Origin of the sequence: Candidatus Enterococcus wittei (assembly GCF_002140175.1) — a bacterium.
Lineage (GTDB): Bacteria > Bacillota > Bacilli > Lactobacillales > Enterococcaceae > Enterococcus_B > Enterococcus_B wittei.
Window position 1 is genome coordinate 64826 of sequence record NZ_NGMO01000005.1, and the last position, 22245, is coordinate 87070.

Sequence of the window (22245 nt, forward strand, 5' to 3'; positions counted from 1 at the left end):
CCTCTAGACGGATATACGCTGTATGTTCCTGCCCTGTTGCCATTTGACTGACATCTAGCAAGTTCCCGTTGCTATTCACTAAATCAATTTTAATATTAGCTGGTAAACTCCAGTTATCCTTTAAATCACCTTCTACAAATTGAAGCAACTCATCCCGAGTCAGACTCCCAGATGATCGTGCCGGAAACTCAATCACCGAATTTTTGACCGTTGCTGTCGGTGCTTGTGTATCTTTCACTGTATAAACCGTTTCATAGTAATCGGAAACCCCTGTTGTCTTATGTTTCAACGTAACAAGTATGGTGCCTATTTCATTCGGCGCCCAAGTCTGAGCAAGAGGATTACTTACTCTGATATATGAATACTCATAATCATCCGGTTTATCTGGCAATTGAGAAAACCACGATTTGACGATATCTAACGTAAGTGCTGCTGAACGTTGGGCTTCAATAGTTATATTATCTTTAATCGTTGCGGTTGGCTTTGGTTGCTCGTGATTGATAGTCAATTTCCCGATATTCGTGTTAGAATAAAGAACATCTCTTACTTTCTGTATCGTTCCGCCTGGTTGGTCTGATCCAGGTACAACTGTTGTACCTAAATTGACGTTTGCTGATAAATCAATCGTTGATTGAGTCGCAGTATTCACCGCTGTTCGTTCGATTGTCACGGTAATAGTTGCTTTTTGACTACCACTTGTTGCTGTTGCCGTGACTTTCAAGAATGCTGGTGCATTGCTCTTGATATCATTAAGCGAGTAATTATTAGGATATGACACATGATCCCCATAATACATATGGCGATAAAAAGCTACTGGCCATGGTTGATCACTACCGATTTGAGCAATCCAGTCATTCCCATTTCCATTAACCACTGAGTGTGTCGGTACAGTCACTGTAAAGCTAACCTTGTCACCGACATTCCCTCCTAACGTTAAGGTTCGGTTGACATTTTTTTTTAATACGTCATCGATATAAGAAGTCTGTCCATGATTTCTTAGCTCCGCCAGTAGCGCATCTGTTAAGTAGACTCGCTGATTGATGTTTTTTAAATAATCTGGAACAGCTGGATTTTCTGCTATTGGCGGCGGTGCTTCTGTCGACGTACTCGGTGTATTCTCAGTTCCTTCAGTTGTTGGTGTTTCAGGAACTTCACCTGTATTTTCAGATGTTGACGCTTCTGGTGGTGTTTCAATCGGTGGTACTTCCTCCACAACTTCTGGTGCAGTTGTTTCAGGCGTAGTTGATTCGACTCCTTCTTGTACTACAGACTCCTCTATAGTGGCAGAAGTATCTGGAATAGGGTTAGCCGATTGTTGCAATCCTTCTACTATTTCAGTATTTTCTGTAGATTGAATCTCTTCTGCAAATACTGAAGATGGAAGTAGACAATTTTGGAATAATAGAAACGAGGCAGCTATTATTCGTATTTTTTTTGTTTTCAAACTCCTGTCCCCCTCTCATTTATTTCGTATATCCTTATTAAAAATGCTCCTATACTGTTTTTCGATCAACTAGTTAAATGTGACATGCTAAAATATGTATTTGATCGCTACTGATTTACTACCAACAGATGAGTGCATTTTAATTAAGTAATTTCTTTCAAAATGATACTATTCCCAAATTTTCCCTGTTAGATTCTTGGATTTGATGAAAGATTATCCTATTCTCATGCTCAAACAAAAATTACGTGATGGAGCTGTTCAAAATGTCTCCGTTGTTGTCATTCTTATCTTTCTGCCTCTGAAATAATTGTGTCCATTCCACACTAAAATTATCCATGATTCCGACAAAAGAAGAAAATCTTTTTTTACCGTTAGCAAGGTAAAAGAGAGAGTTTCATATCTAAAATCAAAATAGTTCACTCATAACATTCCCCCTTCACTCATTTCTGTTTCGAACACCTTTTTTATCTACTTTTCTATTTTTACATAACAAAAAGAGAGCAAGTGAACTTAATCACTGCTCTCATTGAAATGACTGAAATATGGTATTAGAAGACGTAGTTCGGTAATTAATCACAATATTAAACAATACAGCAAAATATTTTTAGATTCTCTAGCTATTTTCTAAAATTTTTTACTACTGTCATAACCATAATACAGATATTCAGAAAACTACACTTCGGTAATAAGCCAAAATCTTCAAAAATATGAAAAGCTATTTTATGAGATTTTTTCTTAATACTCGGAGTTGAACGGCTTTTTCATGACCTCTTTAATTTGCGACGATATTTACCAGTTTATTTGGTACAACGATGACTTTTCGGATGGTTTTTCCTTCGATATTTTCTTTGATTCCTTTAGTTTCCAGCGCAATTTTTTCCAATTCATCTTTTGTAAGATCACGGGAAACACTTGCTTTTGCTCGTACTTTTCCGTTGATTTGGAACACGACTTCTACTTCATCTTCGATCAATGCAGTTTCATCATATGTTGGCCAAGGTTTATATGAAATACCTTCTTCATTACCTAAGATTGTCCATAGTTCTTCACAGATATGTGGAGCGATTGGTGCTAACAATTGAACGAATCCTTCTACGTATTCATAAGGCAAAGCATCTACTTTGTAGGCTTCATTGACAAATACCATCAATTGAGAAATAGCGGTATTGAAATGCAAGTGTTCGTAATCCTCGGTCACTTTTTTCACCGTTTGATTGTAAACTTTGTCTAGTTTTCCATCGTTGAATGTCGTGATACGATCACGCATTTTATTATTTTCATCCACCAATAAGCGCCAAACTCTATCTAAGAACTTGCGACTACCTTCTAAGCCGTTTTCACTCCATGCAATTGAAGCGTCTAATGGACCCATGAACATTTCATATAAGCGTAATGTGTCAGCTCCATAAGTTTCGACAACATCATCTGGATTGACGACATTCCCACGAGATTTAGACATTTTTTCATTATTTTCGCCTAAAATCATTCCTTGATTGAATAATTTTTCGAATGGTTCTTTGGTAGGTACCACGCCAATATCATATAAGAATTTATGCCAGAAACGAGCATACAATAAATGAAGTACTGCATGTTCTGCTCCACCAATATAAATATCTACTGGCAACCAACGTTCTAATTTTTCATAGTTGGCTAACTCTTTTTTGTTGTGTGGGTCGATATAACGTAGGTAATACCATGAACTTCCAGCCCATTGTGGCATAGTATTTGTTTCTCGACGGCCTTTTTTTCCTGTTTTTGGATCAGTTACATTGACCCATTCAGTAATATTGGCCAAAGGTGATTCTCCTGTACCACTTGGTTGGATATTGCTTGTCTTAGGTAGTGTCAAAGGTAATTCTTCTTCTGGTAAGGCAGTAACGGTACCGTCTTCCCAATGGATGATCGGGATTGGTTCTCCCCAATAACGTTGACGAGAAAACAACCAGTCACGCAAACGGTAGCTGACTTCTTTTTTCCCCACTCCATTTTTTTCTAACCATTCGTTCATTGCTTGGATAGCTTCTTCTTTATTCAGCCCATTGAGGAATTCAGAGTTGATGTGCGGGCCATCTTCTGTGTATGCTGCTGTAGCGATATCTCCACCTTCAATCACTGGTAAGATTTCTAAATCAAAGGTTTTGGCGAATTCATAATCACGTTCATCATGTGCTGGCACCGCCATGATTGCACCAGTCCCATAAGAAGCTAAGACATAGTCAGCGATCCAGATCGGGATTTCTTTCCCATTCACAGGATTGATGGCGTACGCTCCGGTAAATACACCTGTTTTTTCTTTGGCAAGATCTGTTCGTTTTAAATCTGATTTTTTCGCTGTTTCTGCAATATATGCTTCAACTGCTTCTTTTTGTTCAGGAGTTGTGATCTCACGAACCAAATCCAGTTCTGGTGCTAGTACTGAATAAGTTGCACCAAATAAGGTATCAGGACGTGTCGTAAAGACTGTATAAGCCTTGTCCATTCCGGCAACTTTAAATTCCACATTGGCACCCACGGAACGTCCAATCCAGTTGCGTTGCATTTCTTTGATGCTTTCAGGCCAGTCGACCAGCTCCAAATCATCGATTAAACGGTCTGCATAGGCTGTGATTTTCAGCATCCATTGGCGCATTGGTTTACGGATTACATCATAGCCACCACGTTCACTTTTACCATCGATCACTTCTTCATTTGAAATTACTGTTCCTAGTTCAGGTACCCAGTTAACAGCGACTTCTGCTTCATAAGCAAGTCCTTTTTCATAAAGCTTAGTAAAAATCCATTGCGTCCATTTGTAATACTCAGGATCAGTCGTATTGACTTCCCGATTCCAATCATAACTAAACCCTAATGAATTGATTTGACGACGGAATGTTTCAATGTTTTTTTGAGTGAATTCAGCAGGATCATTTCCAGTATCTAGCGCATATTGTTCGGCTGGTAACCCAAAAGCATCCCATCCCATTGGGTGTAAAACATTGTAACCTTGGCTACGTTTAAAGCGGGAAAGAATATCTGTTGCTGTGTATCCTTCTGGATGTCCTACGTGTAATCCTTGTCCAGATGGATAAGGAAACATATCCAGTGCATAGAATTTTGGTTTTTCAGGATCATCGTGGGTATTGAAGGTATTGGTTTTTGCCCAGTATTTTTGCCATTTTTTTTCAATTTCTTTATGGTTATAACTCATTTTCTTTCCCCCTGTTTTGATTTTTTTCAAATATTTCCTTGCACTTTTCTTGAGTAAAAATATGCACGAAAAACAAAAAAGTCCTATAAAAAGATTGCTCTTTTTATAGGACGTAATCTACGTGGTACCACCTAATTTTGCCTTGTAGACCAAGGCCTCGGACGTCGTAACGGTCGTCACCGCTTCTGCTTACTATTACTTTCGGCAGTTGCAACTTAAAGGCGAGTTCAAAAGCGTCCGTACACATTTCCACCAACCATGTGCTCTCTAAAACTTTCGACTTTTTACTACTTCCTTCTCAAACGTTGTTGTACTATTCAAGTAGCTTCATAGTAACAAATATTCCTTATAAGTTCAAATGTTATTTCAAAGAAAAGCACACTTATTTTGCTACAATCAGACTTTGGCCTGGGTAGATGAAGTTATTCTTGATATTGTTCCATTCGATCAATTGATCCATCGTGATCCCATGACTATCCGCAACTTGCCAAACCGATTCTCCAGATTTCACTGTATAACGTTTTGCATCATTTGTTGTTTGAGTTTGCGCTGCTGCTGCATTCCCTTTTTTCACGATTAGTTTTTGTCCTGGATAAATGAAATTATTCTTGATATTATTCCACTCAATCAATTGATCCATCGTGATATCATGTTTATCCGCTACGCCCCACACAGATTCTCCTGCTTTGACCGTATAGATTTTATCCCCTGTAGTTGTTATGCTTGTAGCAGCAGAGGTATTTGGTGTATTGACTGTTGTATTAGTTGTAGCTTTAGTTGTTGGTGTCGTTTTTGCTGATGTTGTTGTGCCACCTTTAACGATCAGTTTTTGACCTGGATAAATGAAGTTGTTCTTGATATTGTTCCATTCGATCAATTGGTTCATTGAGATGCCATTCTTATTGGCTACGCTCCACACGGATTCTCCTGCTTTGACCGTATATGTTCCTGTTCCTTGACTAGCATTATTTTGACTAGTATTCGTTGTAGGGTTCGTTGTTGGTTTCACTTGGTTAGTTGTTGCACTACTTGATGAATTAGATACAATCAACTGTTGTCCTGGATAGATGAAGTTGTTTTTGATATTGTTCCATTCGATCAATTGTGCCATTGAGATCCCATGTTTATTGGAAACTCCCCAGACTGAGTCGCCTGCTTTAACAGTATACTTCGTCCCTGATACTGTTGTTCCTGTAGATGGAGTAGATGTCCCAGTAGATGGTTTGTTGCTTGTGGCAGAAGAACCACCGTTTGAAACGATTAAGCTTTGTCCTGGATAGACAAAATTATTTTTGATATTGTTCCATTCGATCAACTGTGCCATTGAAATACCATGCGCATTCGAGATTCCCCAAACAGAATCACCTGATTTCACTGTATAGCGTTTACCAGTTGAATTGTTGTTCGTTGTACTAGTTGAACTGTTACCAGATGAAGTCGTGTTATTCCCTGCATTTGTTGTGGATGAACCACTTGCTTGGCCACCTTTGATGGTCAATTTTTGACCTGGATAGACAAAGTTGTTTTTGATATTGTTCCATTCGATCAACTGTGCCATTGAGATGCCATGCGCATTTGAGATTCCCCAAACAGAGTCGCCTGATTTCACTGTATACGTAGTAGAATCTACATTTGTAGTATTATTTGTATTTCCTTGATTATTGCCTGTGCTACCAGTATTTCCAGTATTACCTGAATTACTGTTTCCAACGGTCGCTCCGCCACCAGCGTTACCACTTGCCGGTGTATCATATTTCGTTAGGCCATATGTCATAATGATATTATTTAATTTAGTAGCATAGCCCGGATCTGTTGCATAGCGACCAGTCAAGTGAGCCGTCGCATCCGTATAAGATTTTGTATTGCTCTTCCAAGCACCTGCGTAATAATAGCCATTACCAAAAGACGTATTTCGAAGCACGTAAGCATTATCACTAAAAGACTGTGCAAACGAAGGATACTGACGGAATGGTTCTTTTTTGCTTACCCATTTATTGTTCAAAAATTCAAGGGTATCCATATAAACAGTTTGCCCTTGATAACTTCCCTTGATCCCAAACAGGTTATGATAAGGAGCGCGAGATAAAGCACTACTACCCCAACCACTCTCAACCACAGCTTGTGCGATCATCACTGATGCGTACAAGTCATTTGCATTTGCGACAGGTTGCGCAAACGTTGCAATTTCAGTAATAAATGCCGCAGTATTGACTCTTGAGCTATATTGCATTGGTATCTGTTCTGCATTTACTGAGACCGATTGCATCACTGGAGCTACAACAGAACAACCTACCATGGCTGTACCAACGATAGCAGCATTACGTTTAACGTTACGGAAGCGTTTTGTTTCCTCCAAACGTCTCCGTTCTTTTCGTGCGATGATTTCCTTTTCCATTTTCTATCCTCCAAATCAATTACTATTATATACTCTTACTAATTTTTCGTAATTTTCATTAGTTACGCCTTTAGTAATGCCTATAAATACTAGCTCTAAGTTATTAAATAAGATAAAACACACTATTTTATCCTGTTTAATATTTCAGTTATATTACTAAATAGTTGCTATTACATTACACTAGCAGTAAAAATAGAAAGTATGCTATATCCTTACTTAAAAAGTGACACATAATAACTGTTCTTTGCCTAAATAGAAATGCTATAATAGTTTGGCATGAAGGAGGAATTAAATGAAACGAAAAAAAGCTTATCAAGCAGTAGCAGTGATTTTTCTCCTACTCTTTTTATCCTTGACATATATCGTCACATCCCACGTGGAATGGTTAAATGGATTTGATCAGACACTGACTAAATTCGTTCGTATCCCATTTCCTGATTGGAACCACGGTCAGCGATTGATTACAAGTCTAGGAAATCCCTTGGTGGTGATCCTTTTCTTTCTCATCAGTTCTTATTGGCTTTGGTCAAAAAAACAACGCAATGAATTTAAGTGGCTTGCGATCAATTTTATTGGTGTTGCAGGTATACTCAATCCACTGATCAAGTTTTTAGTCAGACGTGATCGTCCAAGTATTCCTCATTTGGTCGCAGAAACAACTTATAGTTTTCCTAGCGGTCACGCAGCAACCAGTATGATTTTCTATGGTACGTTCATCTTTTTGTTACCCATTCTTATCAGTAATAGAAAATTAGCACTCTTACTTCAAATCTTACTTACAGGATTGATCCTTAGCATAGGGGTTAGTCGAATCTATCTAGGTGTTCACTATCCAAGTGACATTGTCGCTGGTTATTCACTGAGTCTCACTTGGTTATGTTTCACTTATCCTTATTATAGAGAAGGAATTTATCCATTTAAAACGAAGAAACAACACTCGAAGAATGATTCTTCCAACGAATAGATCCACTTTCAAAACCAAAAAAAATAGGAAGAGCTATTTATTGATTTCCAAAGATTTTTTTATTGCTTGAAACAAACTGCTAGTACATCCTAATAAATGACATTTAAGAAGCGAGTCTTTAGTCAACAATCAATTCCATAGTATCAAGGTGTCACTTGAAAAATATGGAAAGTTGTTTTCGCAAGTTTCGTCTCCATACTCATTACTAAATGTCTTTTTTGTAATTTCTTAGTAAATAGATTACCCGTAGTGGAGTTTTTGGTTGTTAGATAGATTATTGTTATTATGACTTTACTTATAAAAAAGAAAGAAGGAATTTTGATGGAATTTCCTTATTCAGAAGGGAATAAACGTTACCATTCATGGAATTATGCTTTGCGACATGAATTTGGTGGAAAGATTTTTAAAGTACCAATCGATGGTGGTTTTGATTGTCCCAATCGTGATGGTACAGTTGCTCATGGAGGATGTACATTTTGTAGCGTTTCTGGTTCAGGAGATATGATCGTAGCACCAGAAGATCCTCTGCCAATACAGTTCCATAAAGAGATCGACATGATGCATAAAAAATGGCCTCATGTGCAACAATATATCGTTTATTTTCAAAATTTCACGAATACCCATGCCCCAGTGGAGATCATTCGGGAACGCTTTGAACAAGTCATCAATCTGCCAGGTGTCGTAGGATTATCCATTGGTACCCGACCTGACTGTTTACCTGATGAAGTGGTGGACTATCTTGCAGAGTTGAATCAACGCCTGTATCTATGGGTAGAACTAGGGTTACAAACAACTTTCGAAGAAACTTCACGATTGATTAATCGCGCACATGATTATCAAACCTATCTTGATGGAGTCAATAAACTTCGTAAACATAACATTCGTGTCTGTACCCACCTTATCAATGGGTTACCTGGTGAGTCATTGGAAATGATGCGTGAAAACGTTCGCCGAACGATTTTAGACTCTGATATTCAAGGTATCAAACTCCACTTGATGCATTTGATGCGAAAAACTAGAATGCTCAGAGACTATCATGAAGGACGCTTGCAACTAATGAGTCGCCCCGACTATGTCTCAGTTATCTGTGACCAACTAGAAATGATCCCACAAGAGATCATCATTCATCGCTTAACGGGGGATGCTCCTTGGGATTCTCTTGTCGGTCCAATGTGGAGCTTGAAAAAATGGGAAGTCTTAAATGCAATTGACCAAGAATTAGTACAGCGAGATAGTTATCAAGGGAAGTACAATGTTCGAGAAAGGATATTGAATTGATGTTACAGAGTGCGTTACATTTTAGCCATACATTATTAAAAGAAATCATCCAACCAGGAGATCATGTGATCGATGCCACTATGGGGAATGGTCATGATACGATTTTTCTAGCAGAACAAGTCGGTCGAACAGGTCATGTTTATAGTTTTGATATCCAAGAACAGGCTCTTGTGACCACTAATAAAAAACTGGTAGAAGCGGGCTGGTTAGACCGTGTGACCCTATGCTTAAAGGGACATGAAACTATCGGTGAGGTCTTGGAGGAACAACAAAGAGTCAAAGCGGCAATCTTTAATCTAGGATACTTACCCAAAAGCGATAAATCAGTCATCACCCTTCCTGAAACGACAAAAATGGCGATGGAAGAGATCTTGAAACGCTTAGTACCTAAAGGACGTATGATCGTAGTCGTCTATTATGGACATGAAGGTGGAAAAGCAGAATTAGATATGGTGCAAGATTTCTGTCAGACATTGCCTCAAGAAATGTACAATGTGTTGAATTATCGGTTCATAAATCAAAAGAATAACCCTCCTATCCTATATTGTGTCGAAAAAAAGAATGATCTGCACTAATGTTTTGATTGACTAAAAAAGAAACTCCTTTAGCTTTTTGCTGAAAGAGTTTCTTTTTGTAAAGGATCACTTTTTGTTCTTATTTCAAACCGACGTTAGTCATTGCTATTTTAATCTTCACATGATTTTTCCCATATTTCCTTTATTCGTGTAAATTTTCTCATTTCCTAATAAAATCCTTTGAATAATGAAAGGTGATTCTGCTATTAAACTGATGATCAATGTAATCCTTGCGAATAGCTATTGATTCACGCTATTTGTCAAACAAATTTTTGAGCACTCGTATCAACAATATTGTAAAACCTATCGCTAAAATAAGGCTGATCACTGCTATGATTATTCCAAGGATCCCCATATTATTTGACCGTTACAACTAAATTATTCGAATGATTGATGGTCGCTCTCAACCAACCACTCCAACCGCCAAAGTCCCATACTGGTGTTCCAAATTCAAAATAATAGGTTGCTTGTTTCAAATTATCTCTTTTCAATGAACTAGATTTCACACTAACACCAATATGATAATACCAAGGATCATAAGCACTAGTAATACTATTGCTACTTACTTTAATCTTAAAACCACAATTAAAGATTCCTGAATAATAATAGATATTCCATCCCCCATTACCTAAACGTATTTGGCTATTTGAAACTGGTTCAACAACGATTTTTACTACTTCTTCATTTGACAAACGGATAGTTTCAACTTGTCTCCTATTTTTTGATAAATCAAATTCAATATGATTTGATGAATTGCCCTGCTCTTTTGTAAGGGCAACAGGATTCTCTGTTTCTAACTGATGTGCTTGTACACTCCCTGCAGTTGGTACGAACAATATAAATAGCATGACTAATGCTGTGAAACTAGCAAAAAAGACAGCTTTCCCCCTATATTTTTCTTGTAGCATCGCCCTATCCTTCTTTCCTTTTTAATTGTTACTTTTTGACTGATTTTTTCTGCTTGCTAATACGATAAACGACTATTGTTAATCATGAAACGATAGTTAGCCATCAACTCCTTATTATTTATATTTAAGTATGAAAATAATATTTTATATTAAAAAAACAAAAAACGATCTGTAAGCAGAGGAACTAATTTACACAATAGTAATTGCTATGTACTCTTGTTTAAGTAATCGTATCATGCTCCAAACATGAAATTTTTTCTTTTTTTTTCTTTATAAAAAAATCATACGCCCTATTTTCTCCATTGATACTTTCTATGAAATTTGGTTGGAGATCCCCTAACAACTATATTAGTGAAAAAAGAATTGAATAACCAAAAAGCGCCAAACCAAGGATTTTTTGACCTTGATTTGACGCTTTTCAATTCTTCAATTTGTCACCCAGATGGATAACAACACACAGCTTCTATCATTCTATTTTTGAGCTTACTCGAACACAAATTGGTTATGATACAATTCTGCATAGAAGCCATCTTGAGCTAATAATTGGTGATGGTCGCCTTCCTCAATGACTTCTCCATCACGTAAAACAACGATACGATCAGCATTAAGGATAGTTTTTAAACGGTGAGCGATCACAAAACTTGTTCGCCCTTTGATAGCTTCGTCCATGGCTTTTTGAATTCTTGCTTCAGTTACTGTATCCACGTTACTTGTTGCTTCATCTAAAATCAACAAATCTGGATTCGTGATAATTGTCCGAGCGATACTGATCAGCTGTTTTTGTCCCGTACTAAACAAATTGTTTTCTTCCGAAACATGTGTTTCATATCCTTGCTCTAACGTTTGGATAAAGTCATGGATATTCGCTTGTTTTGCCGCATTGATAACTTCCTCATCCGTCGCATCTGGTTTACCAAATACAATATTGTCTCGGATCGTGCCTGAGAACAGAACGGATTCTTGTAAAACAATCCCGACATGACGTCTTAATCCATCAAGATCATATTCTCTAATATCTGTTCCATCAATGCTTACAGAGCCATCATTGACGTCATAGAAACGATTCAACAGATTCATGATCGTTGTCTTACCAGAGCCTGTCGGACCTACTAAAGCGACCATTTCGCCTTTATTGACATCAATAGATACATCCTTCAAGACTAATTTATCTGCACTGTATCCAAAGTCAACATGATTCAAGGATAAGCCTTTTTCAATTCCCACAAAGTCTTTCCCGTGTGCTGGTTTCACTTCGTCTTTTTCAGCAAACATCTCATTTAATCTTCTTGCACCAGTGATTGCTAATTGGATCATGCTATATCCAGAAGAAATCTGCATCAATGGTTGATAATATTGTTGGGAATATTGAACAAATGTCACTACTAGACCTAAAGCGACTGAACGTTCTAAATCACCATTAAGTGCCAACCAACCACCAAAGAAGATGACGATAGCTGTATTGACTAAGGACATACCTTGCATCATTGGGAATAATAATCCTGAATATGCCTGTCCTTTAAATGTTGCTTTTCGAACTGTTTGATTGTGTTCTAAAAATCCTTCAATCGTTTCTTCTTGTAAACCATTTGTGATAATGACCCGTTGTCCACTAATTTTTTCATCCATATAGCCATTTAATTTACCAACTTCATCTTGTTGTAAATCCACATATTTTCTTGCTTTTTGGATAATCAACACTGCTATCAAAATCGCTACTGGTGTTGAAGCAATCGTTGCCCAAGCCAATTGAACATTTTGGCGGAACATCATGATCAAGATCCCTACCAGCAATACTGCATTGGTGATGACTTGTAGAAGTGCTTGGTTCAAACTATTCTGGATGTTATCCAAATCACTCGTAAAGCGACTAAGGATTTCTCCATCTTGATGAGAATCAAAGAAGCGAATCGTTAACTTTTCCAATTTATTGAATAAACCAATTCGCATACGATTCGTTGATTTCCCTACGACTTGAGTAAATAAAATACTGTAAATAAAGTTGGCTGCACTTGCTAGTACATAAAAAATAACCAGTTTCCAGATGATTGAAACAAACCGACTCTTATCATCGACTCCTTGCATCAAACCACCTACATAGTTGGCTAATTCTTGAAAAGCTTCACCAATATATTGAGGTGCTTTGACTTGAAGGTACGTAGCAATGATCACTGTCATAAAAATAAAGAAAAAGGAGACCTTATACCGCTTTAAATAGTGATAAAAAAACTTACTTGCTTTGATTAAATCAGTCATGGCTACTCCTCCGTTCCTTTTTGTGTTTCAAAGATTTCTTGATACACGCGATTTTCTGCTACGAGTTCTTCATGTGTTCCCTCGCCCACTAACTTTCCTTCATCTAAAACTAAAATTCGGTCTGCTTTAACAACTGAAGCAATCTTTTGAGCAATAACGATTGTCGTCGTTTCTTTCAATTCTCGGTCCAACGCTTCGCGAACTAATTTTTCAGAACGAGCATCTAACGCACTTGTACTATCATCTAAGATCAAGATTTTTGGATGTCCGATAACACCACGAGTAATAGACAAGCGTTGTTTTTGTCCACCAGAAAAATTGCTACTTCTCTCTTCGACTGGCGCCTCATAACGATCTGCTAATTTTTCGATAAACTCTTTTGCTTGGGCAATAGATGAAGCATTTTCCATCTCTTGTTCCGTCGCATTTTTCTTTCCTTGACGCAAGTTTTGAGAAATGGTTCCAGAGAAAAGAATCGCTTTTTGTAGAACAAACGAAACAGTCTGTCTTAAACTTTTCTCATTGACTTTACGTAAATCTACACCACCAACTTCAACTGTTCCTTCAGTCGGGTCAAATAATCGTGGAATCAATTGTGCTAATGTCGATTTACCTGCACCTGTTGCTCCAACGATCCCCACCATTTCACCTGGTTGAATAGTAAAGCTGATATTTTTCAGTGTATCCACATCATCTCCTGGATAACGGAAAGATACATGATCAAAACGAACAGAACCACTTAGTTCTTGTTCAGGTACATCCAGATAAGACAATTCTGGTTCTGTATCTAAAATTTCTTTGATCCGTTTCAGCGATACTGCTGCTCTTGATGTCATCATCATCATCATTCCACCAATAATGATCGCCATCATGATCTGCATCAAATAATTCATGAAGGAAGCAATACCACCAATTAAAGTTGGATCATCTTTGGCCAAGTCACTGACAAAAAAGATTGCCCCGACGATTGCTAGATTCGCTGCTAACATAAAAGAAGGAATCATCACAGAAAATAAGGTTCCAACAATAATATTATGTTTCGTCAAATCTTCACTGACTTTAGTAAATTCTTTTAATTGATTTTCTTCTTGGACAAATGATTTCACTACACGAATCCCCACAAGGTTTTCTTTCGCAATCCCATTTACTTTATCTATCAATTTTTGGATGATCATAAAGTGCTTACCCATACGAGTGAAAGACAACAGTGTGATCAAAAATACAGCAACAATCAGGAGTACGATGATCCACCACAATTGTGGCATCGTAATCATGGCTAGAATAAATGCGCCAATAAATAAAAACGGAATCCGAAACAATGATTGTAACGAAATCATCACTAGGTTTTGGATTTGAGTAATATCATTTGTCAATCGCACCACCAAGTTACCGGCAGAAAATTGTTCGATATTTCCAAATGAAAATGTTTGTATTTTTCGGAAAGCTTCCTCTCTGATGTCTGCACTGACTCCTTGTGCCACTTTTGCAGAAAAAATCGTGTTCGTGACGCCAGCCGCTAAGCCAAGTAACGCCAAACTAATCAAGTAAACACCAATTTCCCGCATTCCATCATTATCTTCTGTAATGATAGCTTCTAATACTTGTTGCAACAGTTTAGGTTGCCATAAAGTTGCAGAAACCATGATTGCTACAGATAGTAATGAAATAAACACAGCCATTTTATACTTCTTTGCATGTCTTAGAATTAGGTTCATTTTTGTGGTTTACACCTCTCTTTGTTAAAATTGACAGCCTTAATTTAACACTGTAAAATTAGACCGACTAACAATTTACCATGTTTAAAAAGATAATGCAATACGTGAGGTTGATAAAAATGGAAACTAAGCTATCTCAAGCTTCAATTATAGCAATTGCTTTTGATATACTGGCAGAAAAACAAGATCTTACCAAACTCTCCATGCGACAATTGGCTCAAAAAGCAAATGTCCAAGCACCAGCGCTTTATTGGTATTTCAAAAACAAACAACAACTTTTACAAAAAATGGCTGAAACAATGGAAAATGCTTTAGTCATTCCAGATCCTACCTTAGATTGGCAGGAACAGATTATTCAATTTATGGAAAACTATTACGATCTTTATACAACCTTTCCTTGCGGTGCTCAATTAGAAATCCACACTGTTCCTTCATTTCCTTCTCGCCTTGACCATTTAGAAAAAATGATCCAAGTACTAGTTCAAGAAGGATTTTCGATCACTCAAAGTCAACAAACCATCACTGCCCTACAAAACTTATTGATTGGTCAGTTGATGGATCACCAACAAGAGCAACAATTGCGCCAAAAAATCAGTGATGGTGACCATTTCCTAGCAGATGCAGTTACTTCAATGAAAACATATGTAGAAGAGCAACATCTATCAGGTTTAAAAGCAAGCATTCTTTCCCATAATCAAGCAACAGATGACAAACAGCTATTTCTGTCAAACGTCCAAAACTACCTCGCAGGATTAGAAAAAAAGGTTCTGTCAGAAGGGAACTGACCTGAGCAGTAAGATAGGTAAGCGAAAAATAGCTCTCCATATTTTACGATTTTTCAGCTTACTGCCCAAGGACACATTCTCGAACACCGTTTATCCAGAGTTTGTAACATCAGCACTTTGATCTAAGTATTAAGATAGCAAGTTGAAAAAATGCTCTCCATATTTTACGAATTATTGGCTTAATATCGAGGGTCAGCTGATGGAACACTGTTTAGCGAATTTCACGAGAAAGTCATCCAACTCCGAGTATTAAAGAGGAACTTGAGAAAATAGCTTTTCACATATAACCCTTTAGCTTGTATCTAAAATTTTGGGTACTCCATATTGGGACTCCAAATAAAAGAGGCTGGGACGGAAACGGTTAACTCCGAGAAATAAAAAGGAATTAACGAAAATTGCTTTTTAAATTTTTGTGAATTTCGGCTTATTTCTGAAGGAGTTGTTTCTGCACCCGCCGTTTATATGTATTTAGAGCGTGAAACAAAAGTAAATAACGCTTTTGTCCCACGCTCTTCTACATTGAACAGCAATTATTCTATTTTAAAAATGTAAAAAAAGCTTCTTTTAAACCTACTTTTAATTACACCTAGTCTTCACTTCTTGTCCAAGGTAGATCCGTCGAAAGACTCGCTGCGAATTCTTTATAAGCTTTTCTCTCAGTTTGTCTGGCTGAACGCCTTTTCTCATAACCACTACATACCAGTTTTTCTTCTTCTGTTTCAGGAATGACTTTTGGCACAGTGAAGGAGGTCTCAAGATTCATATGGGAAGGAACTGCTACAAATGTCGTGAAACAAGTTGCAGCTAGATATCTTTCCCCAGTTGTTAGATCTTCTCCGATAATCTTAACAAAGACTTCCATTGATTTCTTATGGGCACCTGAGACATAGGATTCCACACAAACAGAATGGTTTTCATGTAACGGTTTCAAGAAGTTCAAACTGTCTAAAGAAGCTGTGACCGCCCCTCTACGACAATGTCTCGTGACCGAAATGGATGCGGCATCGTCAATCATCGTCATCAGATTACCCCCAAATAAATACCCAAAAGGATTTAAATCAAATGGAAAGATCCGATGAGTTTGAATGACCATTGAATCCTTACAATACTTTTCTTCTTCCAAAAAATCCAGCTCCTATTCTTTTCCAAATAACCAAGCTAATCCACGTTGGATCCATTGATCCCAAAAAATCCAGTCATGCTCACCAGGACCATGTTCAAACGTAACATCGATTCCATTTTCTTTCATTACTTCTGTCATCTCTTGATTGGCTTGATATAGAAAGTCTGACTCACCACAAGCTAAATAAAACCGTGGTGCTTCTTTTTGACTTCTTGCTAGTTCTTCGACAAGATATTGTGGGTCATTGACTGAGCCTTCCACTTGATCTAAAGGACCAAAAATTCCTTCCCAAAACTTTGCTTGACGGATCATCAACAAGTCTTCCATGCGATTTCCTACAGAAATCGCACCTGATAAAGAAATAACTGCAGAAAAATTCTCTGACTTGGCTAAACCAAGTTTTAACGCTCCATATCCACCCATTGATAAACCAGCAGCATATGTTTTTTCTCTTTTCGTTGTGATTTGTGGGAAAAGTTCATGACAAATCGCTGGTAATTCTTCTGAGATAAATGTCCAGTAATTCATATCGTAGGTCGTATTAGTGTACCAACCTAAATCTGTAGAGGGCATGATCACTGCTAAACCGTAGTTTGCTGCATACCGTTCAATTGAACTACGACGTTCCCAAACACTATGATTGCCACCCATCCCATGAAGTAAGTAAAGAACTGGTACATCGGTTACTCCTGATTGGGTGCTCGTGCCAATGATTTTTTTAGTCGTTTGTGGTAGGATCACGTTCAGATTTACTTCCATTTCTAATACATTTGAATAAATGTTTGCTTGAATAAATGCCATTTTTTCGCCTTCTTTTTCTCATCTATTAGAATATTGATTCTTACATACATACTTAGTAATCTTACCCGTTTATTCTAGCACTTTTTTTGACGAATAAAAAATGTCAAGATTAGTGCTATCACAACTAATAGTAATCCCACAAAATAAACCTGATGCAAGCCATGATACAAAATTTCACGTAGTGGAGTTAACAGCTCTGCATCGATCAGTTTAGCGGTTTGTGGATTAACCAACTTATTCATGATATCGGGATCATCCGTTAGCTGACTAGCTGCTAATTCTGTTTGAGTAGCTCGATTAATCAACAACCCGAAGACCGCCACCATGACTGTTTGTCCAATCGTCCGAACTAGTGTATTAAAGGAAGTGGCTACGCCTAATTGCTCCGAAGGGACACTATTTTGCGCACTCACTGTCGAAGTGGTCATAGTTATACCTAATCCCACACCGATAATCGTTGAAATTCCAAAAAACCATAGAAAATTACTTTGAAACGGCATTAGCCAAAGACCGATCCCACCAGCAATCGTAATCAATAATCCGATCCTTAATACCCAGCTTGTAGCTCTTTGTGTCATCCATTTGCTTGCCAAAAAGGACCCTACCATCCATACAAGAGAGAGTGGGGCTAAAACTAAACCACCAATAGCCGCATTCAATCCTAGTACTCCTTGCATCCACATCGGAATGTACACGTCGATTCCCATTAAAAAGCCACTTGCTAATGCCGCGGCCGCATTCACCACGACAAAAAGAGGGTTTTTGAACAAATGCAATAAGATGACAGGATCTTTTGCCTTCTTTTCTACAAAAATAAAAATGAAAAGAACGATCACACTACCTATCAGTAAGGTGAGTACTAAAGCTGTCAAACCTTGATCACCTAATAACTGAAATCCTAATAACAATAATACCAACATCAACATGAGGCTAAAGCTACCAGCAAGGTCCATGGGTTTTGGTTCGTGTGATAGTTTTGGTTCATGCAGATATCTCCAAATCAATCCCGTTAATAATATGCCAATCGGAACATTGATAAAGAAAATCCAATGCCAGCTTAATGCTTCTACAATAAATCCACCAGCTAAGGGCCCAAAGACACTCGCAATCCCCCAAGCCGAACTATTTAACCCTAGAACTTTTGCTCGCTTTTCAATTGTATACATGTCACCAATGATCGTTAAAGCAACCGGCATCATAGCTCCAGCTCCCATTCCTTGGATAGCACGGGAAATGATCAACCCAATCATTGATTGGGAAAGCCCGCAAAATAGCGAACCAATAATGAATAATAGCGTACCAAAAATAAAAATAGGTTTGCGACCAAATTTATCTGCTAGTTTCCCATAGATTGGTGTAAGCATCGCGTTCGTTAATAAATAAATCGAGAAAACCCAATTCATCATTTCCATACCATGAAGTGAGCCAACAATCGTCGGCATTGCAGTAGTAACAATCGTTCCCTCAATAGCCGTCATGAAGGTGGCAATAAACACACAGATTGTCACAACGGTAATATTTGTTTTTCTTTCCATTTTTAGCTCCTCCCATTTGTCACTTAAGTTATTTTTATGATTGAAACACCTTCCAACTTGGTTATTACAAAAAAAGCCAAAATATCGCGAAAATAGAAAACTATTTTCGGATATCCCAGCTTATCGAAATAATATGCAACGTCTATTCAGAGTCGTTGTTTCTCATCTTATTAGAGGTATGACAGTTCTTGTTACAAAAACTCTCTATACTTACGGAATTATTTAGCTAAACTAGCTTTTAAAGCCTCCACTTTGTCCGTTTGCTCCCAAGGCAATTCAACATCTGTACGGCCAAAATGTCCGTATGCAGCTGTTTGTTTATATATTGGGCGACGTAGATCTAACATTTCAATAATTCCAGCCGGACGAAGATCAAAGTTTTCTCTCACTGCTGCAATTAATGCATCTTCTGATACTTCTGAAGTGCCAAATGTGTTGATTGAAATAGAAACTGGTTGGGCCACACCAATAGCATAAGCTAATTGTACTTCTACTTTTTTCGCAAGACCAGCTGCTACGATGTTTTTTGCAATATAACGTGCAGCATAACTAGCAGAACGATCGACTTTCGTTGCATCTTTCCCAGAAAATGCCCCACCACCATGACGTGCATAACCGCCATAAGTGTCGACAATAATTTTTCTTCCAGTTAAACCAGCATCTCCTTGAGGGCCACCAATTACAAATCTTCCTGTAGGATTGATATAATATTTTGTTTTTTCATCCAGCAATTCTGCTGGGATCACTTCTTTAATTACTTTTTCAATGACATCATGACGAATTGTTTCATTATCAACTGCATCATCATGTTGTGTTGAAATAACGATTGTATCCACACGCTCAGGTTGTCCTTGATCATCATATTCAACCGTTACTTGAGACTTGGCATCTGGACGTAAATAAGTTAATTCATTTGACTTACGAAGTTCAGCTAATCGTCGTACTAAACGATGGCTTAATGCAATCGGTAACGGCATCAATTCAGGTGTTTCATCAACAGCAAAACCAAACATCAATCCTTGGTCACCTGCGCCGATTTCATCTAGTAAATCTCTTTCCTTTTCATCACGGATCTCAAGTGCTTCATCGACCCCTTGAGCAATATCTGGTGACTGTTCATCAATTGCCGCTAATACAGCGACTGTATCTCCGTCAAAGCCAAATTTTGCACGTGTATATCCAATTTCTTTAATTGTTTGACGTACCACTTTTTGAATATCTACATAAGCCGTTGTAGATATTTCTCCAAATACTAATACAAGTCCAGTTGTTACTGATGTTTCACAGGCAACTCTGGCAGTTGGATCTTTCTCTAAGATCGCATCTAAAATCGCATCGCTGATTTGATCAGCAACCTTATCTGGATGTCCTTCTGAAACAGATTCTGATGTAAATAAATGTCTTTCTCCCATAGTGATTCCCCCTAGTTAAATTCGGTTACAAGGCATCTCCGTTCTTACGGATCCTCTCGGGAACTTGCAACGATCCAAGTATAGCAGATAAACAAGTTTTTGGCTCGGTTTTTTTCCCGATTTTAGAAAAAAGTGAAGAAGAAAAAACAAAATACTATTTATGAAAGTAGCACCGATCCAGAAACAAACGATCCATATAAACAAAATGGAAAAATAACTAAATATTATTTTTCTATTTTGTTACTTTATTATGAAAGTTATTTACTATCTCAAATAACTAATATTCTAACTGAAAAAAATATTCATCAACTTACTAGTCATGTTTTGATTTTTTTTTGTTAATTACGAGGAATTCCTAGCTTTAACTACAATTAACCTATCATTTCAAAAAAACGAGCACAAGCTTTATTTATATACTGGAATAAGAGGGAAATTCAGACTTTCTAGCTTATATATCACATAAAGCTCATTATATAGAAATCAACTATTGTAAGTCCATCAATTACTTTTTTATCAAACAAGAAAGTCTTTTTCAACTAGTCATTTGATAGTTCTCTTCTTGTTTCCACAAAAAAAGGGTTCTATAATATCTAGTGTTGGTGGAAAACAATTTTGTTTTCTACTAACACTATTTTTTTGTAAAAAAAGATAGAAAAAGAGATATCCAAATTGATAGAATTAAGTCGACTAAACCAAACTCATCAAGAAAGGATATCTCCATGGACTATCATACTAAAAAATTACTCGGTTTAACAGATGAAAATATCATTTTCCCTACAAATTGGCTTTCTGAAAAGAAAGAAGGAGGCATTACCTCCTACATGATTCATGGACGCTTAGATTATACTCCCACTTGTTGTACAAAATGTGGGATTAAAAACGAAGGACAAGTGATTAAATATGGGACCCACCAAACCACCATTCAATTACTACCGATCCATTCACGTAAAACAATCTTAAAACTTAAAAAAACTCGATTCCTATGTAAAGAGTGTGGCGCAACTTTCTCGGCTGAAACTTCTGTAGTCGATAGAAATTGTTCGATTTCTGTCGACTTGAAACGAAAAATCATGGCAGAATTAGCGACCAACTCCAGTAGAAAAGACATTGCCTTTCGATATTTCGTATCGGATGTAACGATTTTACGAATCATGAAAGCGGCTGTGAAGAACGTTAAAGTGCGTTTTGACTACTTGCCCTCCGTTCTTTGCTTTGATGAATTTAAAGCAATGAAATCCTGTGTGGGTAAAATGAGTTTTATCTTCATGGATGGTCAAACGAATCAAATCCTTGGTCTTCTTGAAAGTCGTAAACTAGCTTATCTACGTACCTATTTCTCTCGCTATACCCGTCAAGCTAGAGAGAATGTCCAATATATCGTCATGGATATGAACGCTCCTTATTTTGAATTAGCAAAAAGTATTTTTCCCCAGGCACAAATTGTCACGGATCGTTTTCATATTATCCAACATATTCACCGGGCGTTGAACCATTTACGGATTCAAATCATGAACACTTATCGTAAGAACGATCGTCTGAAGTATAAACGATTCAAACGTTACTGGAAGTTATTCCTAAAGGATTCTTATCTATTAGATAGCTCACGCTATCGCTATGATTATTCCTTTAAGCGTCCGATGACTGAAAAAGCGATCGTCGATGAATTACTCAGCTATGATTCTACATTGAAGTTAGCTTATGACACTTGTCAACTCCTTCTCTATCACTATAAACAAAAAGAGACGAACGACTTTTTCGAAGTGGTGAATACCTTAGATACCCAGCTTCCTGAGTGGTTTCGTAAGAAACTCACTTTCTTAAATAAATACAGAAAAGGAATCAAAAATGCCTTCCAAACACCCTATAGTAA

General features: G+C 37.4%; 14 protein-coding genes, 1 pseudogene, 1 riboswitch and 1 other annotated feature. Of the genes and pseudogenes, 5 read left to right on the forward strand and 10 right to left on the reverse strand.

Annotation, left to right across the window (positions count from 1 at the left end):
* The 3 genes and pseudogenes from A5844_RS14365 to A5844_RS12700 form a co-directional block, all read right to left on the reverse strand.
* Nucleotides 1–1444: pseudogene (locus tag A5844_RS14365) on the reverse strand (hypothetical protein); the annotation flags it as partial.
* A 772-nt stretch (nucleotides 1445–2216) separates the two neighbouring features.
* Nucleotides 2217–4631, reverse strand: a complete 2415-nt coding sequence (gene leuS / locus A5844_RS12690; protein ID WP_086285566.1) for a leucine--tRNA ligase — start codon at nucleotides 4629–4631, stop codon at nucleotides 2217–2219.
* A gap of 103 nt (nucleotides 4632–4734) precedes the next feature.
* Nucleotides 4735–4943 (reverse strand) — a binding site (T-box leader).
* A gap of 70 nt (nucleotides 4944–5013) precedes the next feature.
* Complete coding sequence (locus A5844_RS12700) at nucleotides 5014–7026, reverse strand: LysM peptidoglycan-binding domain-containing protein (protein WP_086285568.1); 2013 nt, start codon at nucleotides 7024–7026, stop codon at nucleotides 5014–5016.
* A 292-nt stretch (nucleotides 7027–7318) separates the two neighbouring features.
* Here A5844_RS12700 and A5844_RS12705 point away from each other — a divergent pair, with 292 nt between their 5' ends.
* The 3 genes from A5844_RS12705 (at nucleotide 7319) to mnmM (ending at nucleotide 9843) form a co-directional block, all read left to right on the forward strand.
* On the forward strand, nucleotides 7319–7990 hold the full coding sequence (locus A5844_RS12705) for a phosphatase PAP2 family protein (protein WP_086285569.1): 672 nt from the start codon (nucleotides 7319–7321) through the stop codon (nucleotides 7988–7990).
* Nucleotides 7991–8311: 321 nt separating this feature from the next.
* The gene (gene mnmL, locus A5844_RS12710; RefSeq protein WP_086285570.1) at nucleotides 8312–9268 is read left to right on the forward strand and encodes a tRNA modification radical SAM protein MnmL/YtqA; all 957 of its coding nucleotides are present in this window, start codon (nucleotides 8312–8314) and stop codon (nucleotides 9266–9268) included.
* Nucleotides 9268–9843, forward strand: coding sequence for a tRNA 5-(aminomethyl)-2-thiouridylate-methyltransferase MnmM (gene mnmM, locus A5844_RS12715; RefSeq protein WP_086285571.1), 576 nt, complete (start codon nucleotides 9268–9270; stop codon nucleotides 9841–9843). The genes mnmL and mnmM overlap by 1 nt, the downstream gene beginning before the upstream one ends.
* A gap of 356 nt (nucleotides 9844–10199) precedes the next feature.
* Here the strand turns inward: mnmM and A5844_RS12720 are convergent, their stop codons facing one another.
* The 3 genes from A5844_RS12720 to A5844_RS12730 form a co-directional block, all read right to left on the reverse strand.
* Complete coding sequence (locus tag A5844_RS12720; RefSeq protein WP_086285572.1) at nucleotides 10200–10751, reverse strand: DUF5626 family protein; 552 nt, start codon at nucleotides 10749–10751, stop codon at nucleotides 10200–10202.
* 483 nt (nucleotides 10752–11234) lie between these two features.
* Nucleotides 11235–13004 (reverse strand): ABC transporter ATP-binding protein, encoded by a 1770-nt coding sequence (locus tag A5844_RS12725; RefSeq protein ID WP_086285573.1) that lies wholly within the window; start codon nucleotides 13002–13004, stop codon nucleotides 11235–11237.
* A 2-nt stretch (nucleotides 13005–13006) separates the two neighbouring features.
* Complete coding sequence (locus A5844_RS12730) at nucleotides 13007–14719, reverse strand: ABC transporter ATP-binding protein (protein WP_086285574.1); 1713 nt, start codon at nucleotides 14717–14719, stop codon at nucleotides 13007–13009.
* 119 nt (nucleotides 14720–14838) lie between these two features.
* Between A5844_RS12730 and A5844_RS12735 the strand changes: the two genes are divergently transcribed.
* Nucleotides 14839–15504: a TetR family transcriptional regulator gene (locus tag A5844_RS12735; RefSeq protein ID WP_086285575.1), complete on the forward strand. Its 666-nt coding sequence runs from the start codon at nucleotides 14839–14841 to the stop codon at nucleotides 15502–15504.
* Nucleotides 15505–16090: 586 nt separating this feature from the next.
* Here A5844_RS12735 and A5844_RS12740 read toward each other — a convergent pair.
* From A5844_RS12740 to metK, 4 genes are all read right to left on the reverse strand, one after another.
* The gene (locus A5844_RS12740) at nucleotides 16091–16627 is read right to left on the reverse strand and encodes an acyl-CoA thioesterase (RefSeq protein ID WP_086285576.1); all 537 of its coding nucleotides are present in this window, start codon (nucleotides 16625–16627) and stop codon (nucleotides 16091–16093) included.
* Nucleotides 16628–16639: 12 nt separating this feature from the next.
* A complete protein-coding gene (locus tag A5844_RS12745; RefSeq protein ID WP_086285577.1) occupies nucleotides 16640–17428 on the reverse strand; it encodes an alpha/beta hydrolase in 789 nt (262 codons plus the stop codon).
* Between the two features lie 74 nt (nucleotides 17429–17502).
* Nucleotides 17503–18963, reverse strand: coding sequence for an MDR family MFS transporter (locus A5844_RS12750; protein ID WP_086285578.1), 1461 nt, complete (start codon nucleotides 18961–18963; stop codon nucleotides 17503–17505).
* Between the two features lie 218 nt (nucleotides 18964–19181).
* The gene (gene metK, locus A5844_RS12755; protein WP_086285579.1) at nucleotides 19182–20375 is read right to left on the reverse strand and encodes a methionine adenosyltransferase; all 1194 of its coding nucleotides are present in this window, start codon (nucleotides 20373–20375) and stop codon (nucleotides 19182–19184) included.
* Nucleotides 20373–20450, reverse strand: a riboswitch (SMK box riboswitch). (Overlaps the previous gene by 3 nt.)
* A 644-nt stretch (nucleotides 20451–21094) precedes the next feature.
* Here metK and A5844_RS12760 point away from each other — a divergent pair.
* A partial coding sequence (locus A5844_RS12760; RefSeq protein WP_086285580.1) for an ISL3 family transposase occupies nucleotides 21095–22245 on the forward strand: 1151 nt, incomplete at its 3' end.

Excerpts from the sequence above, each read along its gene's own strand:
- metK (WP_086285579.1), bottom strand. The coding sequence starts at position 20,375 with ATGGGAGAAAGACATTTATTTACATCAGAATCTGTTTCAGAAGGACAT.
- A5844_RS12720 (WP_086285572.1), bottom strand. The coding sequence starts at position 10,751 with ATGCTACAAGAAAAATATAGGGGGAAAGCTGTCTTTTTTGCTAGTTTC.
- mnmM (WP_086285571.1), top strand. The coding sequence starts at position 9,268 with ATGTTACAGAGTGCGTTACATTTTAGCCATACATTATTAAAAGAAATC.
- A5844_RS12700 (WP_086285568.1), bottom strand. The coding sequence starts at position 7,026 with ATGGAAAAGGAAATCATCGCACGAAAAGAACGGAGACGTTTGGAGGAA.
- A5844_RS12745 (WP_086285577.1), bottom strand. The coding sequence starts at position 17,428 with ATGGCATTTATTCAAGCAAACATTTATTCAAATGTATTAGAAATGGAA.
- A5844_RS12750 (WP_086285578.1), bottom strand. The coding sequence starts at position 18,963 with ATGGAAAGAAAAACAAATATTACCGTTGTGACAATCTGTGTGTTTATT.
- A5844_RS12725 (WP_086285573.1), bottom strand. The coding sequence starts at position 13,004 with ATGACTGATTTAATCAAAGCAAGTAAGTTTTTTTATCACTATTTAAAG.
- A5844_RS12730 (WP_086285574.1), bottom strand. The coding sequence starts at position 14,719 with ATGAACCTAATTCTAAGACATGCAAAGAAGTATAAAATGGCTGTGTTT.
- leuS (WP_086285566.1), bottom strand. The coding sequence starts at position 4,631 with ATGAGTTATAACCATAAAGAAATTGAAAAAAAATGGCAAAAATACTGG.
- A5844_RS12735 (WP_086285575.1), top strand. The coding sequence starts at position 14,839 with ATGGAAACTAAGCTATCTCAAGCTTCAATTATAGCAATTGCTTTTGAT.
- A5844_RS12705 (WP_086285569.1), top strand. The coding sequence starts at position 7,319 with ATGAAACGAAAAAAAGCTTATCAAGCAGTAGCAGTGATTTTTCTCCTA.
- mnmL (WP_086285570.1), top strand. The coding sequence starts at position 8,312 with ATGGAATTTCCTTATTCAGAAGGGAATAAACGTTACCATTCATGGAAT.